Annotated in this window: 15 protein-coding genes; 10 read left to right on the forward strand and 5 right to left on the reverse strand. The window is 71.6% G+C overall.

Translation table 11 applies throughout. The features are described from left to right. Positions 1-372: 372 nt before the first annotated feature. On the reverse strand, positions 373-1371 hold the full coding sequence (locus AXW62_RS29635) for an aldo/keto reductase (RefSeq protein WP_030823530.1): 999 nt from the start codon (positions 1369-1371) through the stop codon (positions 373-375). 76 nt (positions 1372-1447) lie between these two features. Between AXW62_RS29635 and AXW62_RS29640 the strand changes: the two genes are divergently transcribed. The 9 genes from AXW62_RS29640 to AXW62_RS29680 all read left to right on the forward strand — a co-directional run bounded on the left by AXW62_RS29640 (position 1448) and on the right by AXW62_RS29680 (position 14601). After that, positions 1448-2446: a 2-hydroxyacid dehydrogenase gene (locus AXW62_RS29640; RefSeq protein WP_252368786.1), complete on the forward strand. Its 999-nt coding sequence runs from the start codon at positions 1448-1450 to the stop codon at positions 2444-2446. Between the two features lie 346 nt (positions 2447-2792). Beyond that, the gene (locus tag AXW62_RS29645) at positions 2793-5705 is read left to right on the forward strand and encodes a putative bifunctional diguanylate cyclase/phosphodiesterase (protein ID WP_060947220.1); all 2913 of its coding nucleotides are present in this window, start codon (positions 2793-2795) and stop codon (positions 5703-5705) included. A 231-nt stretch (positions 5706-5936) separates the two neighbouring features. Further along, positions 5937-7787, forward strand: coding sequence for an acetolactate synthase large subunit (locus tag AXW62_RS29650; protein WP_060947221.1), 1851 nt, complete (start codon positions 5937-5939; stop codon positions 7785-7787). A gap of 33 nt (positions 7788-7820) precedes the next feature. After that, on the forward strand, positions 7821-8345 hold the full coding sequence (ilvN, locus tag AXW62_RS29655) for an acetolactate synthase small subunit (protein WP_030823522.1): 525 nt from the start codon (positions 7821-7823) through the stop codon (positions 8343-8345). Between the two features lie 127 nt (positions 8346-8472). After that, a complete protein-coding gene (ilvC, locus tag AXW62_RS29660; RefSeq protein ID WP_060947222.1) occupies positions 8473-9471 on the forward strand; it encodes a ketol-acid reductoisomerase in 999 nt (332 codons plus the stop codon). A gap of 268 nt (positions 9472-9739) precedes the next feature. After that, the gene (gene serA, locus AXW62_RS29665) at positions 9740-11341 is read left to right on the forward strand and encodes a phosphoglycerate dehydrogenase (protein WP_060947223.1); all 1602 of its coding nucleotides are present in this window, start codon (positions 9740-9742) and stop codon (positions 11339-11341) included. Positions 11342-11552: 211 nt separating this feature from the next. Beyond that, a complete protein-coding gene (locus AXW62_RS29670; RefSeq protein ID WP_252368787.1) occupies positions 11553-12320 on the forward strand; it encodes a TetR/AcrR family transcriptional regulator in 768 nt (255 codons plus the stop codon). A gap of 44 nt (positions 12321-12364) precedes the next feature. Next, positions 12365-13855: an MFS transporter gene (locus AXW62_RS29675; protein ID WP_060947224.1), complete on the forward strand. Its 1491-nt coding sequence runs from the start codon at positions 12365-12367 to the stop codon at positions 13853-13855. Positions 13856-14019: 164 nt separating this feature from the next. Continuing rightward, a complete protein-coding gene (locus AXW62_RS29680; RefSeq protein ID WP_060947225.1) occupies positions 14020-14601 on the forward strand; it encodes a Uma2 family endonuclease in 582 nt (193 codons plus the stop codon). Positions 14602-14678: 77 nt separating this feature from the next. On the opposite strand, the gene AXW62_RS47265 is transcribed toward AXW62_RS29680, so the two are convergent. From AXW62_RS47265 to AXW62_RS29695, 3 genes are all read right to left on the reverse strand, one after another. Continuing rightward, positions 14679-15110 carry a glycoside hydrolase family 6 protein gene (locus AXW62_RS47265; RefSeq protein WP_494485907.1) on the reverse strand — a complete coding sequence of 144 codons (432 nt, stop codon included), beginning with the start codon at positions 15108-15110 and terminating at the stop codon, positions 14679-14681. Next, on the reverse strand, positions 15005-15634 hold the full coding sequence (locus AXW62_RS29690; RefSeq protein ID WP_060947227.1) for a glycoside hydrolase family 6 protein: 630 nt from the start codon (positions 15632-15634) through the stop codon (positions 15005-15007). The genes AXW62_RS47265 and AXW62_RS29690 overlap by 106 nt, the downstream gene beginning before the upstream one ends. Before the next feature lie 215 nt (positions 15635-15849). Next, a complete protein-coding gene (locus AXW62_RS29695; RefSeq protein ID WP_079105971.1) occupies positions 15850-17514 on the reverse strand; it encodes an MFS transporter in 1665 nt (554 codons plus the stop codon). A 97-nt stretch (positions 17515-17611) separates the two neighbouring features. Here AXW62_RS29695 and AXW62_RS29700 point away from each other — a divergent pair, with 97 nt between their 5' ends. Further along, positions 17612-18217 carry a TetR/AcrR family transcriptional regulator gene (locus tag AXW62_RS29700; RefSeq protein ID WP_060947228.1) on the forward strand — a complete coding sequence of 202 codons (606 nt, stop codon included), beginning with the start codon at positions 17612-17614 and terminating at the stop codon, positions 18215-18217. A 129-nt stretch (positions 18218-18346) separates the two neighbouring features. Here AXW62_RS29700 and AXW62_RS29705 read toward each other — a convergent pair. After that, positions 18347-18853 (reverse strand): PucR family transcriptional regulator (locus tag AXW62_RS29705; RefSeq protein ID WP_252368788.1); only part of this gene is annotated, 507 nt, incomplete at its 5' end.

Consider the following 18853-nt stretch of genomic DNA (forward strand, 5'->3'; position numbering starts at 1 on the left):
CCCGCCACGAGCAACACGGCGGCAGCGGCGGCGAGAACGGGGGTGACGCGAGGACGTCGCACGGTCGGATTCCTCTCCATGGGCACGTGTGCCGCGGCACGGCACTGATTCTTATACACCGCTGCCCCGCGCCAGGTTCCCCTCCCCGGACCAGGTCCGGGCCCGCGCAGGCGACCGGCCCGGCCGACCGCGAGCGGCACCTCATCCCCACGCCCCGAGCGCCGACAGCCCGCCCACGCCCCCAGCGCTGACAGCCCCCCACGACCCACGCCCCCGCGCCGACGGCAGCCCCACGGCCTCAGCCCTCGGCCGCTTCAGTCCCATGACCCCAGCCCCCGGCCTCAGCCTCCCCCCGCCTCAGCCCCCTCAGCCTCAGTCCCACGACCCCAGCGCCGACGGCAGCTCCGCGATCTCCGCGAGGTCCTCGGACGAGAGCAGTACATCGGCCGCCGCGCAATTCTCCGCCGCCCACCGCTCCCGCTTCGTCCCCGGCACCGGCACCACATGCGGCCCCTGCGCCAGCAGCCAGGCCAGGGCCACCTGCGCCGGGGTCACCGCGTCCCCGTGCCGCCGGGCGACCCGTCGCAGACCGGCCACGATCGGCTGGTTCGCGGCCATCATCTCCGCCGTGAAGCGGGGGTGCCGGGCCCGTACGTCGTCCGGTTCGAAACCCTGCCCCGGGGTCAGGGTCCCGCTCAGGAAGCCGTTGCCGAGCGGCATCGCCGCCAGGAAGCCCACCCCGCGCGAGGCGCACCACGGCACCAGCGCCTCCAGCGCCTCGGGCGACCACACCGACAGCTCCGCCTGCACACAGCTGACCGGGAAGACCTGCTGGACCCGTTCCAGCTGGCGCACCGTGGCATCGTGCATCCCGGCGCCCGCCCGCCGCTGCGCCCGCGCCCCCACCGCGCACAGCCCGAGCGCCCGCACCTTCCCGGCCGCGACCAGCTCCGCCATCGCGCCCCAGGTCTCCTCTATGGGCACCTCCGGATCGGCCCGGTGGAGCTGGTAGAGGTCGATCACATCGGTCTGCAGCCGGCGCAGCGAGGCGTCGCAGGCCCGTTTCACATAGCCGGGCCGTCCGTTGGCCACGATGTGCTGCTCACCGACCAGCAGTCCGCATTTGGTGGACACGAAGGCGTCCGCCCGGCGCTCCTTGAGCACCCGCCCCACCAGTAGCTCATTGGTGAAGGGGCCGTACATGTCGGCGGTGTCCAGCAGGCTCGCGCCCGAGTCGAGCGCGGTGTGCACGGCGCGCACCGAGTGTTCGCCGCTGCGCTGCGAAGCGGTGTACGCCCAGCTCATCGGCATGCACCCGAGGCCGATAGCGCCAACTTCGAGCGCCGCCGCTCCGATTCTCCTGCGCTCCACCTGGCCTGACCCCTCCCGTTCCCTCGGACCCCAAACTAACCTCTGCCGACGCACGGTGATCGCATAGCCTCCTGGCATGAGCGCAGACAACAGCGATACGGTCCGGCCCCCCGACGCGACGCACGGTTCGTCCGAGGCGCGCGACCTGGTGTGGCTGCCGATTCCGCCCGAGGAGATCGACGGCCTCCCCGACACCCTCGAATACGCCCACTGGGACGGTGGCCCGGACTTCCCCACCGACCCGGCGCGGTGCGCGTTCTACTGCGTTCCGTACATGAAGAAGCCGGAGGTGTGCGCCCGCCCGCTGCCGGCCATGACCAACCTGCGGGTGGTGCAGACCCTCACCGCCGGAATAGACCACATCAAGCCCGCGCTGGCGGACCTCGCGCCCGGGGTGCGGCTGTGCAATGCGCGCGGGGTGCACAACGCGAGCACCGCGGAGCTCGCGCTCACCCTCATCCTGGCCTCGCTGCGCGGGATCCCCGACTTCGTCCGGAGTCAGGACGCCGGGGAGTGGCGCTCCGGCTTCCGCCCCGCGCTCGCCGACAAGTCCGTACTGATCGTCGGCTACGGCGCCATCGGCAGCGCGATCGAGGACCGGCTTGTGCCCTTTGAGTGCGAGCGGGTGACGCGCGTCGCGCGCTCCCCGCGCACGACCGAGCGCGGTCCGGTGCATCCGATCGACGAACTGCCCCGACTGCTTCCGGAAGCCGACGTGGTGATTCTGGTCACCCCACTCACCGAGGCGACCCGAGGACTGGCCGGAGCGGAGTTCCTGGCCCGGATGAAGGACGGGGCGCTGCTGGTGAACGTCGCCCGTGGCGCGGTCGTGGATACCAAGGCCCTGCTCAGCGAGGTGGAGTCGGGGCGACTGCGGGCCGCGCTGGATGTGACCGACCCCGAACCACTGCCCGCCGGGCATCCGCTGTGGCACGCTCCAGGGGTGCTCATCACCCCGCATGTGGGCGGGCCGTCGTCGGCGTTCCTCCCGCGTGCCAAGCGGCTGTTGCGGGATCAGCTGAACCGCTTCGCACGCGGTGAGTCGCTGGCACATCTCGTCGCCACCACGGGGTAGACATGCCTCTGGCAGCACATACAGGCACCGATTGACTCCACTCCGTATATACAACGGCGTAGTCGGTTACGGTCCGTAGATGGCCTATGTCCCTGAGTTACCAGTCTGGTGTATCGTCCCGAACGGGGGCTGCGCCACTGACCTGACGGCGTCAGCGATGGACCGGAACTCGAGGGGGGCGACGGGCGATGTATGGCCGATGGACCGACAACCCGACGCAGCTCAGGCGTCGACCGCGACACTTCCGCGCAGCCGCGCGGTTCTCCGACTCGATGAGGCCCTCGGGGATACCGCTCCCGGGGTTCCCGCGGCGTCAGTGGTCCGCCATGCAGTGGATGGCAGTCCGGTGACCGCCTCCGGAGCGGTGCTCGCCCGGCCGTCGGTCTCCGGCGGCGTGGGGCTGCTGCCGCAAGTGATCCTCGCCCTCGTCTGCGGCGGTTACGCGACGGGTGCGGTCCTCGGCTGGGGCTCGTCCCGACTGTCCCTCGTCATGGGTGACTTCGGGCTGAGCGCCGCCGCGCTCACCGCCGCGGCGTCCTGTCTGTGGTACAGCCGCCGGCACGCCGGGCGGCTGCGCCCCGCCTGGCTGCTGTTCGCGGTCTCCTCGGCCATGGCCGCGCTGGGGAACGCCGTATGGGGCTGGTACGAGGTGGTGCTCGACCGCCCCGTGCCGACCCCCTCGGCCGCCGACTTCTGCTTCCTGCTCTTCGCCCCGCCCGCCATCGTCGGGATGCTGGTGCTCGCCAAGCGCCCGACCAGCCGGGCCCGGTGGATCTGTCTGGGGCTGGACGCCTGGCTGATCGCCGGATCGCTGGTGACGCTCTCCTGGAGCCTCGCGCTCGCCCACACCGGGCAGTTCGGCGGGGACGGCGAGTCCGTCGCCCGCGCGGCCCTGGCCCTCGCCTATCCGCTGCTGGACATCGTGCTCGTCAGCATGGTGATCGTGCTGCACTTCCGGCGCTCGTCGGTCAACCGCTCCGCGGTCAACACGGCGATCGCCGCCTTCGCCCTCACCGTGCTGTGCGACGCGCTGTTCACCTCACCGCTGCTGCGCGAGCACTACCGCTCCGGGCAGATACTCGACGCCGGGTGGTTCGCCGGTTCGGTACTGCTGGCGTACGCCCCGTGGGTGGCCCGCCGCGAGGCCGCCCAGAACCCGCCGCCGGCCCGCCGCGCCACGCAGCCGAGCGTCCCCATCGCCGGCTCGCTCGCCGCCCTCGCGCCCTATCTCGCCGCCGCCGTCTGCACCCTGGGGGTCCTGTTCAACGTGATGGACGGCCGGCCGATCGACGGGGTGGTGCTCTTCACCGCCTGCGCGGTCGTGCTCGCGCTCGTCGTCCGGCAGGCGATCATGCTCATGGACAACATCCGGCTCACCCAGGAACTCGCCCAGAAGGAGAACCACTTCCGCTCCCTGGTGCAGAGCTCCAGCGATGTGATCATGATCGCCGCGCCCACCGGGATCCTGCGCTATGTCAGCCCGGCGGCCTCCGGGGTCTACGGCCGCGACGCGGAGGAGCTGGTCGGCTCCGAGCTGGCCTCCCTCATCCACCCCGAGGACCTCGGATCGGTGGTCCACGAGGTCCGCCGCTTCCTGGCCGCCTCACCGGGCGAGGAGCCCACGACGCGCATCGAATGCCGCTTCCGCTCCGGCTCCGGTGACTGGCTCAACGTGGAGTCGACGATCAACCGCCACCACGGCGGGCTGATCTTCAACAGCCGCGATGTCACCGAGCGGGTCCGGCTCCAGGCCCAGCTGCAGCACAACGCCGAGCACGACCCGCTCACCGACCTGCCCAACCGCGCACTGTTCACCCGGCGGGTCCGGCACGCGGTGGCCGGCCGCCGCCGTACGGACGCCGGCACCGCCGTGCTCTTCATCGACCTCGACGGCTTCAAGGCGGTCAACGACACCGTCGGCCACCACGCCGGTGACGAGCTGCTGGTCCAGGCCGCCCGCCGGCTCCAGGAGTCCGTGCGGTCCGGGTCCGGCGACTGCGCGGCCCGGCTCGGGGGCGACGAGTTCGCCGCCCTCATCGTCGGCGACGGCGCGGGGGACGCGGGCGCCCGCGAGCGGCGCATCATGGAGATCGCCGACCGGCTGCGGGTCCGGCTCTCCCAGCCCTACCGGGTCGAGGGCGGCACCGAGGTCCGCGTGGCCGCCAGCATCGGCGTCGCCTTCGCCGAGCCCGGTACCAGCCCCGGCGCCCTGATGCGCAACGCCGACCTGGCGATGTACCGCGCCAAGGCCGCGGGCAAGAACCGCGTCGAGCTGTACGCGCCGCAGATGCAGGCCGAGGTGGCGCGCCGCGCCGAGGTCGCCACCCGGCTGCGCGCCGCCCTGCACGACGGGGAGTTCGTACTGCTGCACCAGCCCGTCGTCGAGCTGACCAGCGGCCGGATCACCGCGGTCGCGGCGCAGGCCCGCTGGCGCTCGGCCCAGGGGATCCTGTTCACCCCGGCCGAATTCCTCCGGGTCGCCGACAACGGCCGTGGGGGCGGCGAGGACACGGCCCGCACCGCCGAACTGGCCCGCTGGATGCTGGAGACGGCCATCGAGCAGGCCGCCCAGCGGCGCCGCGACGGCCACCTGGTGCCGGTCTGCGTACGGCTCCCGGCGAGCCGGCTGGTGGACAGGTCGATGCCGCCCAAGACCGTCGAGACCCTGCTGGCCCGCCATGGACTGCCGTCCAGCGCGCTGATCCTGGAGCTGACCGACAGCGATCCACGGGTGCCGCTCGACGAGCTCGAGCACCGCCTCGGGCTGCTGCGCCGCCTGGGGGTGCGGATCGCCCTCGACGGCTTCGGCAGCGGCTATGCCGCCATCAGGGCGCTGCGCAGGCTCCCCATCGACGTGCTCAAACTGGACCCCGGGCTGGTCGAGGGAGTGGTCGAGTCCTCACGGCTCCACAAGATCACGGCAGGGCTGCTGAGGATCGCCGGTGACCTCGGGATGCAGTCCATCGCCGAGGGGGTGGAGCTGCCCGAGCAGATCGTCACCCTGCGCGGTATGGGATGCACCCACGCCCAAGGGGCGGCCTTCAGCGGACCGCTCGATGAGCACCGGCTGCGCCGGGCGCTGCTGCGCGGCGGCTATCCGGTGCCGCGCTCGGAGCCCCCGCTGCTGGTCGGCGGCCCCCTGCCGCTGCGGCACAGCGGTCATATGGGCCACGGCGGCTCCCATGGGCCGCGCCGTGCGGAGGCGCACACCCATCCGCCGACCCGCTCAAATACTGAGACGCCCGTCCCACCCACTTGACACCCGACATGCGCCGGGGGGAGGGTCGGAGCCATGCGCACCCGAATTCTCGTACTTGGACAGCGCGTCGGCTGAGCAGGGCCCCTTGAAGCCCTGCGGACCCTCACCGGCGCGCTCCCCTCGCTTGCCTCATGGCACGAGGGGTTTTTTGTTGCACTGGCACCTGGTGCACCGCCCCCGCACCGCCCTCTCCCTCCCGCACAGAACCTCATCTTCGAGAAGAGAATGCCGATGACCGAGCAGGCCTCCGGGTCCCATCATCCCCAGCCTCGGCCCCGTAGCGGCGGACCGCAGTCCGCCCCGGTCGAGCACGTCACGGGCGCTCAGTCCCTCATCCGCTCGCTCGAGGAAGTGGGTGCCGACACCGTCTTCGGCATCCCCGGCGGCACGATCCTCCCCGCATATGACCCGATGATCGACTCCTCGAAGGTCCGGCACGTGCTCGTCCGCCATGAGCAGGGCGCGGGCCACGCCGCCACCGGTTACGCCCAGGCCACCGGCAAGGTCGGCGTCTGCATGGCGACCTCGGGCCCCGGAGCCACCAACCTGGTCACCCCCATCGCCGACGCCCATATGGACTCGGTCCCGATCGTCGCGATCACCGGCCAGGTGGCCTCCAAGTCCATCGGTACGGATGCCTTCCAGGAGGCGGACATCTGCGGCATCACCATGCCGATCACCAAGCACAACTTCCTGGTCACCAGGGCGGAGGACATCCCGCGCACGATCGCCGAGGCGTTCCACATCGCCTCCACCGGCCGCCCCGGCCCGGTCCTGGTCGACATCCCCAAGGACCTGCTGCAGGCGCAGACCACCTTCTCCTGGCCGCCGCAGACCGATCTGCCCGGCTACCGCCCGGTCACCAAGCCGCACGCCAAGCAGATCCGCGAGGCCGCCCGCCTGATCACCCAGGCCGAGCGCCCGGTGCTGTACGTCGGCGGCGGCGTGATCAAGGCCCGGGCCACCGCCGAGCTGAAGGTCCTGGCCGAGCTGACCGGCGCGCCGGTCACCACCACCCTGATGGCGCTGGGCGCCTTCCCCGACAGCCACCACCTCCACCTGGGCATGCCGGGCATGCACGGCACGGTCGCCGCGGTGACCGCCCTGCAGAAGGCCGACCTGATCGTGGCGCTCGGCGCCCGCTTCGACGACCGCGTCACCGGCAAGCTCGACTCCTTCGCCCCGCTCGCCAAGATCATCCACGCGGACATCGACCCGGCCGAGATCGGCAAGAACCGCGCCGCCGACGTGCCGATCGTCGGGGACGCCCGCGAGGTCATCGCCGACCTGGTCGTCGCCGTCCAGGCCGAGCACGACGCGGGCCACACCGGTGACTACACCGGCTGGTGGGAGGACCTGAACCGGTGGCGGGAGACCTACCCGCTCGGCTACGACCAGCCCGCCGACGGCAGCCTCGCCCCGCAGCAGGTCATCCAGCGGATCGGGCAGCTGGCGCCGGAGGGGACGATCTTCGCCGCGGGCGTCGGCCAGCACCAGATGTGGGCCGCCCACTTCATCGACTACGAGACCCCCGCGACCTGGCTGAACTCCGGCGGCGCCGGGACCATGGGCTACGCCGTCCCGGCCGCCATGGGCGCCAAGGCCGGCGCCGACGGCCGTACGGTCTGGGCCATCGACGGCGACGGCTGCTTCCAGATGACCAACCAGGAGCTGGTCACCTGCGCGCTGAACAACATCCCGATCAAGGTCGCGATCATCAACAACGGCGCGCTGGGCATGGTCCGCCAGTGGCAGACCCTCTTCTACAACCAGCGCTACTCCAACACCGTCCTGCACTCGGGCCCCGACGCCCCCGCCCAGCCGAACGCCGGCACCCGCGTCCCCGACTTCGTGAAGCTCGCGGAGGCCATGGGCTGCGTCGGACTGCGCTGCGAGGACCCGTCCGACCTCGACGCCGTGATCGAGAAGGCCAACGCGATCAACGACCGTCCGGTGGTCGTGGACTTCATCGTCCACGAGGACGCCATGGTCTGGCCGATGGTCGCGGCCGGCACCTCCAACGACGAGATCCTGGCGGCGCGCGACACCCGCCCGGACTTCGGCGACGGCGAAGACGACTGAGGCCAGGACCGAGAGAGAAGAGAGACCGAGCCCATGTCCAAGCACACGCTCTCCGTCCTGGTGGAGAACACCCCCGGCATCCTGGCCCGGATCGCCGCCCTGTTCTCCCGCCGCGGCTTCAACATCGACTCGCTGGCCGTCGGCGTCACCGAGCACCCCGACATCTCCCGGATCACCATCGTGGTCAATGTCGAGGAGCTGCCGCTGGAGCAGGTCACCAAGCAGCTCAACAAGCTCGTCAACGTCCTGAAGATCGTCGAGCTGGAGGACGGCCAGGCGATCCAGCGGGAGCTCGTCCTGGCCAAGGTCCGCGCCGACAACGAGACCCGCTCCCAGATCGTCGAGATCGTCCAGCTGTTCCGCGCCAAGACCGTGGACGTCTCCCCGGAGGCCGTGACCATCGAGGCCACCGGCAGCAGCGACAAGCTCGAGGCCATGCTCAGGATGCTGGAACCGTACGGCATCAAGGAGCTGGTGCAGTCCGGCACCATCGCCATAGGGCGCGGCGCCCGCTCCATCACCGACCGGAGCCTGCGCGCGCTCGACCGGTCCGCCTGACCCGCCCGACCAGCGGGACGGTCCGGCGCGGGACCACGCGCCGGACCGTATGGCGAGACCCCGAAACCTTCACCCGCCCGCCCGTCATACGGTGGGAAGCACAACCCACACACGAGGAGTTCCCGAAGTGGCCGAGCTGTTCTACGACGACGACGCCGACCTGTCCATCATCCAGGGCCGCAAGGTCGCCATCCTTGGCTACGGCAGCCAGGGCCACGCCCACGCGCTGTCGCTGCGCGACTCGGGCGTCGACGTCCGGGTCGGTCTGCACGAGGGCTCCACGTCCAAGGCCAAGGCCGAGGAGCAGGGCCTGCGCGTGGTCACCCCGGCCGAGGCGTCCGCCGAGGCCGACGTGATCATGATCCTGGTCCCGGACCCGATCCAGGCCAAGGTCTACGAGGAGTCGGTGAAGGACAACCTGAAGGACGGCGACGCGCTGTTCTTCGGGCACGGTCTCAACATCCGCTTCGACTTCATCAAGCCCCCGGCCAATGTGGACGTCTGCATGGTCGCCCCCAAGGGCCCGGGCCACCTGGTCCGCCGCCAGTACGAGGAGGGCCGCGGCGTGCCGTGCATCGCGGCCGTCGAGCAGGACGCCACCGGCAACGCCTTCCCGCTGGCCCTGTCGTACGCCAAGGGCATCGGCGGCACCCGCGCCGGTGTCATCAAGACCACCTTCACCGAGGAGACCGAGACCGACCTCTTCGGTGAGCAGGCGGTCCTGTGCGGCGGCACCGCGGCGCTGGTCAAGGCCGGGTTCGAGACCCTGGTCGAGGCCGGCTACCAGCCGGAGATCGCGTACTTCGAGTGCCTCCACGAGCTCAAGCTGATCGTGGACCTGATGTACGAGGGCGGCCTGGAGAAGATGCGCTGGTCGATCTCCGAGACCGCCGAGTGGGGCGACTACGTCTCCGGTCCGCGGATCATCAACGAGTCCACCAAGGCCGAGATGAAGAAGATCCTCGGCGAGATCCAGGACGGCACCTTCGCCAAGAACTGGATGGCGGAGTACAACGCCGGCCTGCCGAAGTACAACGAGCTGAAGAAGGCCGACGAGAACCACCTGCTGGAGACCACCGGCAAGGAGCTGCGCAAGCTCATGAGCTGGGTCGACGAGGAGGCGTAAGCGCGTCTGGTGGCGCGGCGGCCGTGCCGCGGGTGCGGTGGGGTCCGCGGACCCCGCCGCACCCGGTTCGCGCTTCGTCCACCGCGCACACCACGTGCGGGTGATCCTGCCGCATCGGCGCATGACGAAGGCCCGACCGCCACTACACTCATCAGCAGCAAGCGCGTCAGGCTCACAGTGTCGTGCGTCTTCCACGCGGCTGACCCCTTCACCGCCAGCGGCCGTCGGGACGGCCGTCCGCTGAGGACTAGTGAGGACTGAAGACCACGTGAGCACTGCTTCCACTGGTAAACCCGTCGTACTCATCGCCGAAGAGCTCTCTCCGGCGACGGTCGACGCCCTGGGGCCGGATTTCGAGATCCGGCACTGCAACGGCGCGGACCGAGCCGAGCTGATTCCCGCCATCGCCGATGTGGACGCGATCCTCGTCCGCAGTGCGACCAAGGTCGACGCCGAGGCCATCGCCGCGGCCAAGAAGCTGAAGGTGGTCGCCCGCGCGGGCGTGGGCCTGGACAACGTGGACGTCTCGGCCGCCACCAAGGCGGGCGTCATGGTCGTCAACGCGCCGACGTCCAACATCGTCACCGCCGCCGAGCTCGCCTGTGGTCTGCTGGTGGCCACCGCCCGCAACATCCCGCAGGCGAACGCGGCGCTGAAGAACGGCGAGTGGAAGCGCAGCAAGTACACCGGTGTGGAGCTGAGCGAGAAGACCCTCGGCGTCGTCGGCCTCGGCCGCATCGGCGTCCTGGTGGCCCAGCGGATGTCCGCGTTCGGCATGAAGATCGTCGCGTACGACCCGTATGTGCAGCCCGCGCGGGCCGCGCAGATGGGCGTGAAGCTGCTGTCGCTGGACGAGCTGCTCGAGGTCTCCGACTTCATCACGGTCCACCTCCCCAAGACGCCCGAGACGGTCGGCCTGATCGGCGACGAGGCGCTGCACAAGGTCAAGCCGGAGGTGCGGATCGTCAACGCCGCACGCGGCGGGATCGTGGACGAGGAGGCGCTGGCCGCCGCCCTCAAGGAGGGCCGGGTGGCCGGGGCCGGGCTCGACGTCTTCTCCAAGGAGCCGTGCACCGACTCCCCGCTGTTCGAGTTCGACAATGTGGTGGTCACCCCGCACCTGGGCGCCTCCACCGGCGAGGCCCAGGAGAAGGCCGGTATCGCGGTCGCCCGCTCGGTGCGGCTGGCGCTGGCCGGCGAGCTGGTCCCGGACGCGGTGAACGTACAGGGCGGTGTCATCGCCGAGGACGTGCGCCCCGGGCTGCCGCTGGCCGAGAAGCTGGGGCGGATCTTCACCGCGCTCGCGGGCGAGGTCGCGGTCCGCCTCGATGTCGAGGTGTACGGCGAGATCACCCAGCACGACGTCAAGGTGCTGGAGCTGTCGGCGCTCAAGGGCGTCTTCGAGGACATCGTCGACGAGACCGTGTCGTATGTGAACGCCCCGCTGTTCGCCCAGGAGCGCGGTGTCGAGGTGCGGCTGACCACCAGCTCGGAGTCGAGCGAGCACCGCAATGTGGTGATCGTGCGCGGCACCCTCGCGGACGGCGAGGAGGTCTCGATCTCCGGCACGCTGGCCGGCCCCAAGCACCAGCAGAAGATCGTCGCGGTCGGGGAGTACGACGTGGATCTGGCGCTCGCCGACCACATGGCCTTCCTCCGCTACACCGACCGTCCGGGGGTGGTCGGCACGCTCGGCCGCATCCTGGGCGAGGCGGGCATCAACATCGCGGGCATGCAGGTCTCGCGGGCGGCCGCGGGCGGTGCCGCACTGGTGGCGCTCACCGTGGACGACACCATTCCGCAGGCCGTGCTCACCGAGATCGCCGAGGAGATCGGCGCCACCTCGGCCCGTTCGGTCAATCTGGTCTGAACCGCGTAGGCGGTCACCCACCTGGGCCCGGCCCCCCGCTTCGGCGGGGGGCCGGGCCCAGGTCTTTGTATGCCGAGGCGGGAGGCGGTGTCGCGGGGGTCTCCGGGCTATTTCATCACCTGTTGAATAATGGCTCCGGACTCGCTAGGCTCGACGCCATGTGGAGAGAATTTCTCCGCATGGCCTTCGCATGCCCGGTCAGGAGAGCCCCGTGTCCGCAGACACCGACGACGGCCCCACCGCCTCCCCCCTGCGCGCCGACGCCCGGCGCAACCGGGAGCAGATCCTGCGCGCCGCCCGTGAGGTCTTCACCGATCAGGGGCCGGACGCCCCGCTGGACGAGATAGCCCGGCGCGCCGGGGTCGGCATCGCGACCCTCTACCGCCGGTTCCCGCGGCGCGACGATCTCCACCGTGGGGTCGCCGTCGAGGTCCTGACCGCGCTGATCGGGGCCGCGAACCGGGCCGCCGCCGAGGAGGACGACGCCTGTCTCGCGCTGCGCCGCTTCCTGCACACGGCCCTCGACCTCAAGATCGGCTCGGTGCTGCCCTCACTGCTGGGCCGCTTCACCGCCGACGACGTCCTCGACGGCCTGCCCGGCGACGCCGTCGAACCCGTCGACGCGCTGCTCGTCCGCGCCCAGGCCCAGGGGCGGATCCGGCCCGACGTCGTCTTCGGTGACATCACGCTGGTGATCATCCGGCTGTCGCGGCCGCTGCCCGGCGGTGGCCGGTCCGCCGTCGACGACGCCCTCGCCCACCGCCAGCTGGACGTCTACCTCGACGGGCTGCGCCCCACCGGCTCCCCGCGGCCCACCACCCCGCTCGGCGGCCCGGCCGTCGACGTCGAGGCGTTCAAGCGCCTCCGGGAGCGGCTGATCGACGACGCGTACGGCGCCCGCGCCGATGCCGACGACGTCAGCCACGACGACAGCCGCGCCGACGCCCGCGTCGCCGATGTCCGTGCCGACGACGGCTGACCTCCCCCTCCGCTCGCCTTCCGGAAGACCAGAAAGGCATCGTCATGTCCCAGCCCCCAGACGCGCGGCCCGGGGCCAGCCCCCGGCGCTGGGTCGCACTCGTCTACATCGGCCTGGCCCAGCTGATGATCGTTCTCGATATGACCATCGTGAACATCGCCCTGCCGTCGGCCCAGAAGGACCTCGGCATCTCCGACGGCGACCGGCAGTGGGTCATCACCGCCTACACCCTGGCGTTCGGCAGTCTGCTGCTGCTCGGCGGCCGGATCGCGGACTACACCGGCCGTAGGCGCGCCTTCCTCATCGGTCTGCTGGGGTTCGCCGGGGCCTCCGCGCTCGGTGGTGCCGCTTCCGGGTTCGAGGTGCTGCTGTCGGCCCGCGCCCTCCAGGGCGCGTTCGCCGCGCTGCTCGCCCCCTCGACGCTGTCGCTGCTCGCGGTGACCTTCACCGAGGCCCGTGAGCGCGCCAAGGCGTTCGGCATCTTCGGCGCGATCGCGGCGGGCGGCGGTGCGATCGGGCTGGTCGCCGGCGGACTGCTGACCGAGTACCTCGACTGGCGCTGGTGCCTGTACGTCAATGTGCCGATCGCCGTCGCCGCCGCCCTCGGCGGGTCGGCGCTGCCCGCCGACACCCGCGCCGGGGGCCGGGCCCGCTTCGACATCCCCGGAGCGCTGCTGGCGGTGTGCGGGCTGGTGGCGGTGGTCTACGGATGCAGCGAGGCCGAATCCGAGGGCTGGAGCTCCCTGCCGGTGACCGGGCTGCTCATCTCGGGCGCGGCGCTGCTGTTCGCCTTCGTGATGGTGGAGCGGAGCGTGACGCGCCCGCTGCTGCCGCCGCGCGTGGTGATGGACCGCACCCGGGGCAGCGCCTATCTGGCGGTCGGCCTCTCGGTGGTCGGCATGTTCGCGATGTTCCTCTTCCTCACGTACTACATGCAGCTGGTCAAGGGGTACTCGGCGCTGCTCACCGGGGTGGCGTTCCTGCCGATGACCGGGGCGGTGCTGGTCGGCGCGGGCGGCGTCGCCTCGCGCCTCATCCCCAGGGTGCCGCCGCGCCTGCTGGTGGGTCCCGGTCTGCTGATCGCGGCCACCGGTGTCGCGCTGCTGGTGCCCCTGGACGTCGACAGCTCCTACGCGGCGGGGGTGCTGCCCGCCGAGCTCCTGGTCGGCTTCGGTATGGGCCTGGTGATGGCGCCCTCGATGAACTACGCGACCCACGGGGTGGGGGAGCGGGAAGCGGGCATCGCCTCCGCCACCGTCAACACCGTGCAGCAGATCGGCGGTTCGATCGGCACGGCGATGCTCAACACGATCGCCGCCAGCGTGACGTCCGACTACCTGGCCGCGCACGCCGGGCGGATGACACCGCGGACCGCCAAGGCCGGTCTGGTCGAGGGCTTCTCGCATGCCTTCGTCGTCTCGTCCGCGATTCTCGTGGGAGCCGCGGTGGTCGTGTCGCTGCTGATGAACACCCCGCGCCCGGTGACCGGGCGGGGTGCCGAAAGCGCCGCCCCGCTGCCCGCGCACCTGGGCTGACGGCGTCCCGCGCGGTGGGAGGCCCTTCGCGGAAGCGAGGGCCTCGCCTACCAGCAGGTCCCGGTCAACGACGGAAGCCATGTGCACCCATGTGGGTGGCTTCTCCGGCGTTCCCGACCGCTACCCTTGGTCGCGCGGCCAGAATCCCGTCCATGGGAGGAACCATGGCTGAACCGCTTCCGGCCTGGGCATTTCCGCCCCCGGGCGGATTCACCGCAGACGATCTCGACCGCATGCCGGAGCTCCCGCCGCACACTGAGTTGATCGACGGGAGCCTGATCTTCGTGAGCCCGCAGAAGTATTTTCATTCGCTGGCCGTGGATCTGCTGACCACTGCCTTGCGGCGAGTGGCGCCCAAGTCGCTGCGGGTGTGCCGCGAGATGACGCTCGCCCTCGACAAGCGCAACCGCCCCGAGCCCGACATCTCGGTCCTGCGAGCAGAGGCGGTATCCGCCGAGGCCGACGAGACGGGGTACGACGCGGCCGATGCCGTACTCGCGGTGGAGGTCGTGTTGCCGGAGTCGGAGGAGCGTGACCGCAAGCGCAAACCGCAGCTTTACGCCGAGGCGGGAATCCGGCACTTCTGGCTGGTCGAGAAGGGGGAGGGGCGACGGCCGGTGGTCCATGTCTTCGAGCTGGACCCGGTGACCCGCACCTATGTTCCCACCAGCATTCACCGCGACCGGCTGAAGGTCTCGGTCCCGTTCACCATCGACATCGACCTCACCGAGATCGACCGTCTCTGACCGCGGCGCGGTCGGGCGCGGTCGTCCGGGGCACTCTCCGGCCACCTGCCCGTACGCCGTCTTCGACCCCGTCGCCGTCAGCCCGCCAGCTCGTACGCGTAGTCCGGCGAAAAGGTACCCGCCGCGCCCGCGCAGCCGTCCAGTTCGCCCGGAGGTTTGATCCACAGGTAGGCGTCGATGGCCGGATCGCCGGTGTCGGCCGTCGGGTTTTCGCCGACCTTGCGGCCGTGGGGGTCGCACCAGGTGTTGTCGGGGGCCGGGCCGTTGCCGTTACGGCTGGTGTCGATGACGGCGGTGAGCCCCGAGGACCCGCCGAACTGGGCGAGCACGCTCTTGGCGAAGGCCACCTCATCGGCGGTGCGGCGGAAGTTGGAGACGTTGCTGTAGATGCCGTCGCCGCTGGTCAGCACCCCGGCCGAGCGGAGCCGTGACGCCTGGACGGAGGCGCTGTTCCAGGCGGAGTGCCCGGCGTCGAAGTACACCCGCGCGTTGGGGTTCGCACTGTGGATGGTGGTGGCGGCGCGGGCCAGCGAGGCGTAGCGGCCGCCAGTTCGGACGACGACAGGCAGCTGATGAGCGCGATCGAGTCGGGCTCGAGGATGACGACGACGGGCCCGCTGCCCAGCCCGGCGGCGAAGCCGCGCACCCATGCGTCATAGCTCGCGAGGTCGGGGGCGCCGCCCGCGGAGGCCCCGCCGCAGTCGCGGTTGGGGACCTGATACGTCACCAGGACCGGGGTCTGACCGCTCGTGGAGGCGGCGGAGGTGACCTTGCGGACGTCCTCGGTGACGGTGGCGGGGGAGTACCGGGAGAACCACAGGGCCTGGGGCCGGCTGGCGATCCGCGAGGCGATGCGCGGCTGCCGGGAGTCGCCCGGATGGGCGGCGACCCACTTGTTGACGAGCGAGTCGGGGCTGTTGAAGAACCGGGTGCCGCCGGGCAGTTCGCCCGCGGCGGCCCGTGGTGTGTGGGCGGCGCCGATCAGTAGGGCAGCGGCGAGCCCGGCCGCCGCTAACGCTCTGGTGATGCGCATGGTGCGTCATTCCTCTCGCGTGGGCTGCTCAGTCTTCTGGCCGCCGTCGCGGCTGCCGACCTCTGGTTGCCGCCGGGAGAGGAGAAGGTTGCCGTCGTGTTCGACGAACATTCGACACCTGCGCAACCCGCGGCACTCCGGCGCACTCGGCACCTTCTCCACGACGGGGCGGAGGGGACCCGCACGGCGGCGAGACCCCTCCGGCGTTCCACGGCTCAGCGCCCCGGCACCATCTCCGGCGCCGCCGCGCCCACCTCCGCCGCCTCGCCCGTCTCCGGCGCCGCCGCGCCCCTCTCCTCGTCGCGGGCGGCCGGTTCCCCGGCGCCGGCCGAGTCCACGCCACCGGCCGTCGGCCCGGCGGGGGGCCCTACCCGGCGCAGCGTCACCAGGGCCAGGACCGCGCCCGCCAGCAGGACCACAGCCCCGGCCGCGGTCGCGATCTGCATACCGTGGGTGAACGCCTCGCGGGCCGCGTCCAGTACCTGCTCCCCGGCCCGCCCCTTCACCCGGCCCGCCACCGCGACGGCGGCGCCCAGTGTCTCCCGCGCCTGGTCCAGTGTGCCGGTGGGCAGCCCGTGCCCCAGCGAGTCCCCCACGTCGCTCCGGTAGACGGCGGTGCCGACGCTGCCGAGCACGGCCATGCCCATCGCCCCGCCGAACTCCTGGCCCGTCTCCAGCAGCGCGGCCGCCGAACCGGCCCGCTGCGGTGGGACGGTGCCGATCGCCAGGTCGGTGACCAGCGACATCACCGTGACGATTCCGCTGGCGAGGACGGCGGCGCCGATCAGCACGGTCCACAGCGCGTCCGTGCCGGCCAGGGCCAGGATCCCGTAGCCGATGGCCCCGGACAGGAAGCCGGCGCCGATCACAAGGGCCCGGTTGGCGCCGCGCTGCACCGCCGCGGCCGCCGCCGGACCGGCGAAGCCGACGCATACGGACGGTGCCAGGCTCCACAGCGCCGCCTCCAGCGCCCCCTTGCCGAGCACCGACTGCAGGTACTGGGTGGTGAAGTAGGCCGAACCCATCATGGCGAACGTGGCCAGCGCGTTGATCGCGATCGACGGGCCGAAGCCGCGGTGGCGGAACAGCTCGGGGCTGATCATCGCATCGCGCCGGGTGCGCTGGCGGCGTACGAAGACCGCGCCGATGGCGAGGCCGGCCACGACGGACAGCACCGGGACCGGACCGACGCCGTTGTCGGCGGCCATCTTCTTCAGCCCGTAGATCACCGGAAGCACGGCGGCCATCGACAGCGGCACGCTCGGCAGGTCGAACGCCCCGGGCCTGGGGTCCTTGAACTCCGGCACCAGGAGAGGCACCAGCGCCAGCAGCAGCACCATTGCCGGGACATTGATCAGGAAGACCGAGCCCCACCAGAAGTGCTCGATCATCACTCCGCTCATCACCGAGCCCAGCGCGATGCCGCCCGCCATGGCCGACGACCAGATCGCGATCGCCTTGGCCCGCTGCTTCTCGTCGAGGAAGAGGTTGCGGACCAGGCCCATCGTCGACGGCATCAGCGTCGCGCCGCCGATCCCGAGCACCGCCCGCGCGGCGATGAGCAGTTCGGCGTTCGGCGCGTAGGCCGCCGCGACGGACGCGGCGCCGAAGGCCGCGGCCCCGAACATCAGCAGCTTGCGCCGTCCGAAGCGGTCGCCCAGCGCTCCCATGGTGATGAGCAGCCCGGCGAGGGCGAAGGCGTAGATGTCGAAGATCCACAGCTGCTGGGTGGCTCCGGGGTGCAGCTCCCGGCTGATGGCCGGCACCGCGAAGTACAGCACCGACACGTCCATGGAGACCAGGAGGAGCGGAAGCATCAGGACCACGAAGGCGGTCCATTCCTTGCGTCCGGCGCGCGGGCCGGGGGCAGTCGAGGTCATGCCGGCGAATATACGCATGTCTTAAACACGCGTCTAGTACGCGCGTATAAGACGATCGTCTAGGACAGCTGTATGGGATCGGTATTACCCTGGCGCCATGGGACATCGAGAGGATCTGCTGGCCGGGGCCAAGCGCTGTCTGCAGGAGAAGGGCTGGTCCCGTACCACGGCGCGGGACATCGTGGCCGTCTCCGGCGCCAATCTGGCCTCCATCGGCTACCACTACGGCTCCAAGGACGCCCTGATGCGGGAGGCGCTCTTCGCGGCCATGAGCGACTGGGCCGATGACGTCGAGCGGTCCCTCGAGGCGGACGCCGCGACCCGCGACGGCCAGGAGGACGATCCGGCGGAGCGGTTCGAGACCCGGTGGACCCGGGTGCTGGAGCTGTTCGACAGGCACCAGGCGGTGTGGCGGTCCCAGCTGGAGGCCATCCTCCAGGTCCAGCACGACCCCGAGCTGCGCGAGGCCTTCGGCCGGGCCCAGCCGGAAGGGCGCCAGGGGCTGGTGGGGATCCTCCACGGCATCGACGAGAGCGAGGTCGACGAGGAGACCGCCCGGGTCATGGGCTCGTTCTACATGGCCCTGGTGAGCGGGATGGTCGTCCAGATGACCATCAACCCCGACCTCGTGCCCAGCGCGCACGACCTGGTCGAGGCGATGCGGCGGATCGTCGGCGGCACCCCGGCGGCCCCGTCCGGCTGACCCCGGGGGTCGGGCCCCCGCCGGCTGACCCCGGTGGCCGGGCCCCGGCCTGCTGACGCCGGGGCCGGGCTCCGGTCCGGCCGGGCGTCGTGGGCGAGCGTCTCAGGGGGCCGCCGCCGGACGGTGCGTCTAGTGTCGAGGGATTCCGAGGCGGGCGGCCTTGAGGGTCATGTGGAGCAGCAGCCGGTCCTCGCCCGCGTCGAGGTCGAGTCCGGTCAGCTGCCGCACCCGGGAGAGGCGGTAGTACAGCGTCTGCCGGTGGATGCCCAGCCGCTGCGCGGTGCGGCCGGCCTGGCCCGCGCAGTCGAGGAAGGTCTCGGCGGTGCGGGCGAGTTCGGCGTGGGCGGGCTCCAGCAGGGGGCGTACGGCGGCGTCCGGACGGAGCGCGGGCAGGCTGGCCAGCAGCCGGTACGGGCCGATGGCGGACCACTCCGCGACCGGTCCCAGGCGCGGGTCGGCATGCGCCGCCCGCGCGGCGGCCAGGGCCTCCTGCCAGGCGGCGGGCAGCTCCTCCAGCCCGCGCCGGGGGGCGCTGACCCCCGCCGCCGCCTTGGGGGGCGGTCCGTCCGCGGCCCCGTCGCCGCTGGTGGCCCGGGGGGAGCGCAGCAGCTGTTCGGCCGTGGCGCGGGCCGGGTC

The sequence above is a fragment of the Streptomyces hygroscopicus subsp. hygroscopicus genome, from assembly GCF_001553455.1.
In the GTDB taxonomy this organism is placed as follows: Bacteria; Actinomycetota; Actinomycetes; order Streptomycetales; family Streptomycetaceae; genus Streptomyces; species Streptomyces hygroscopicus.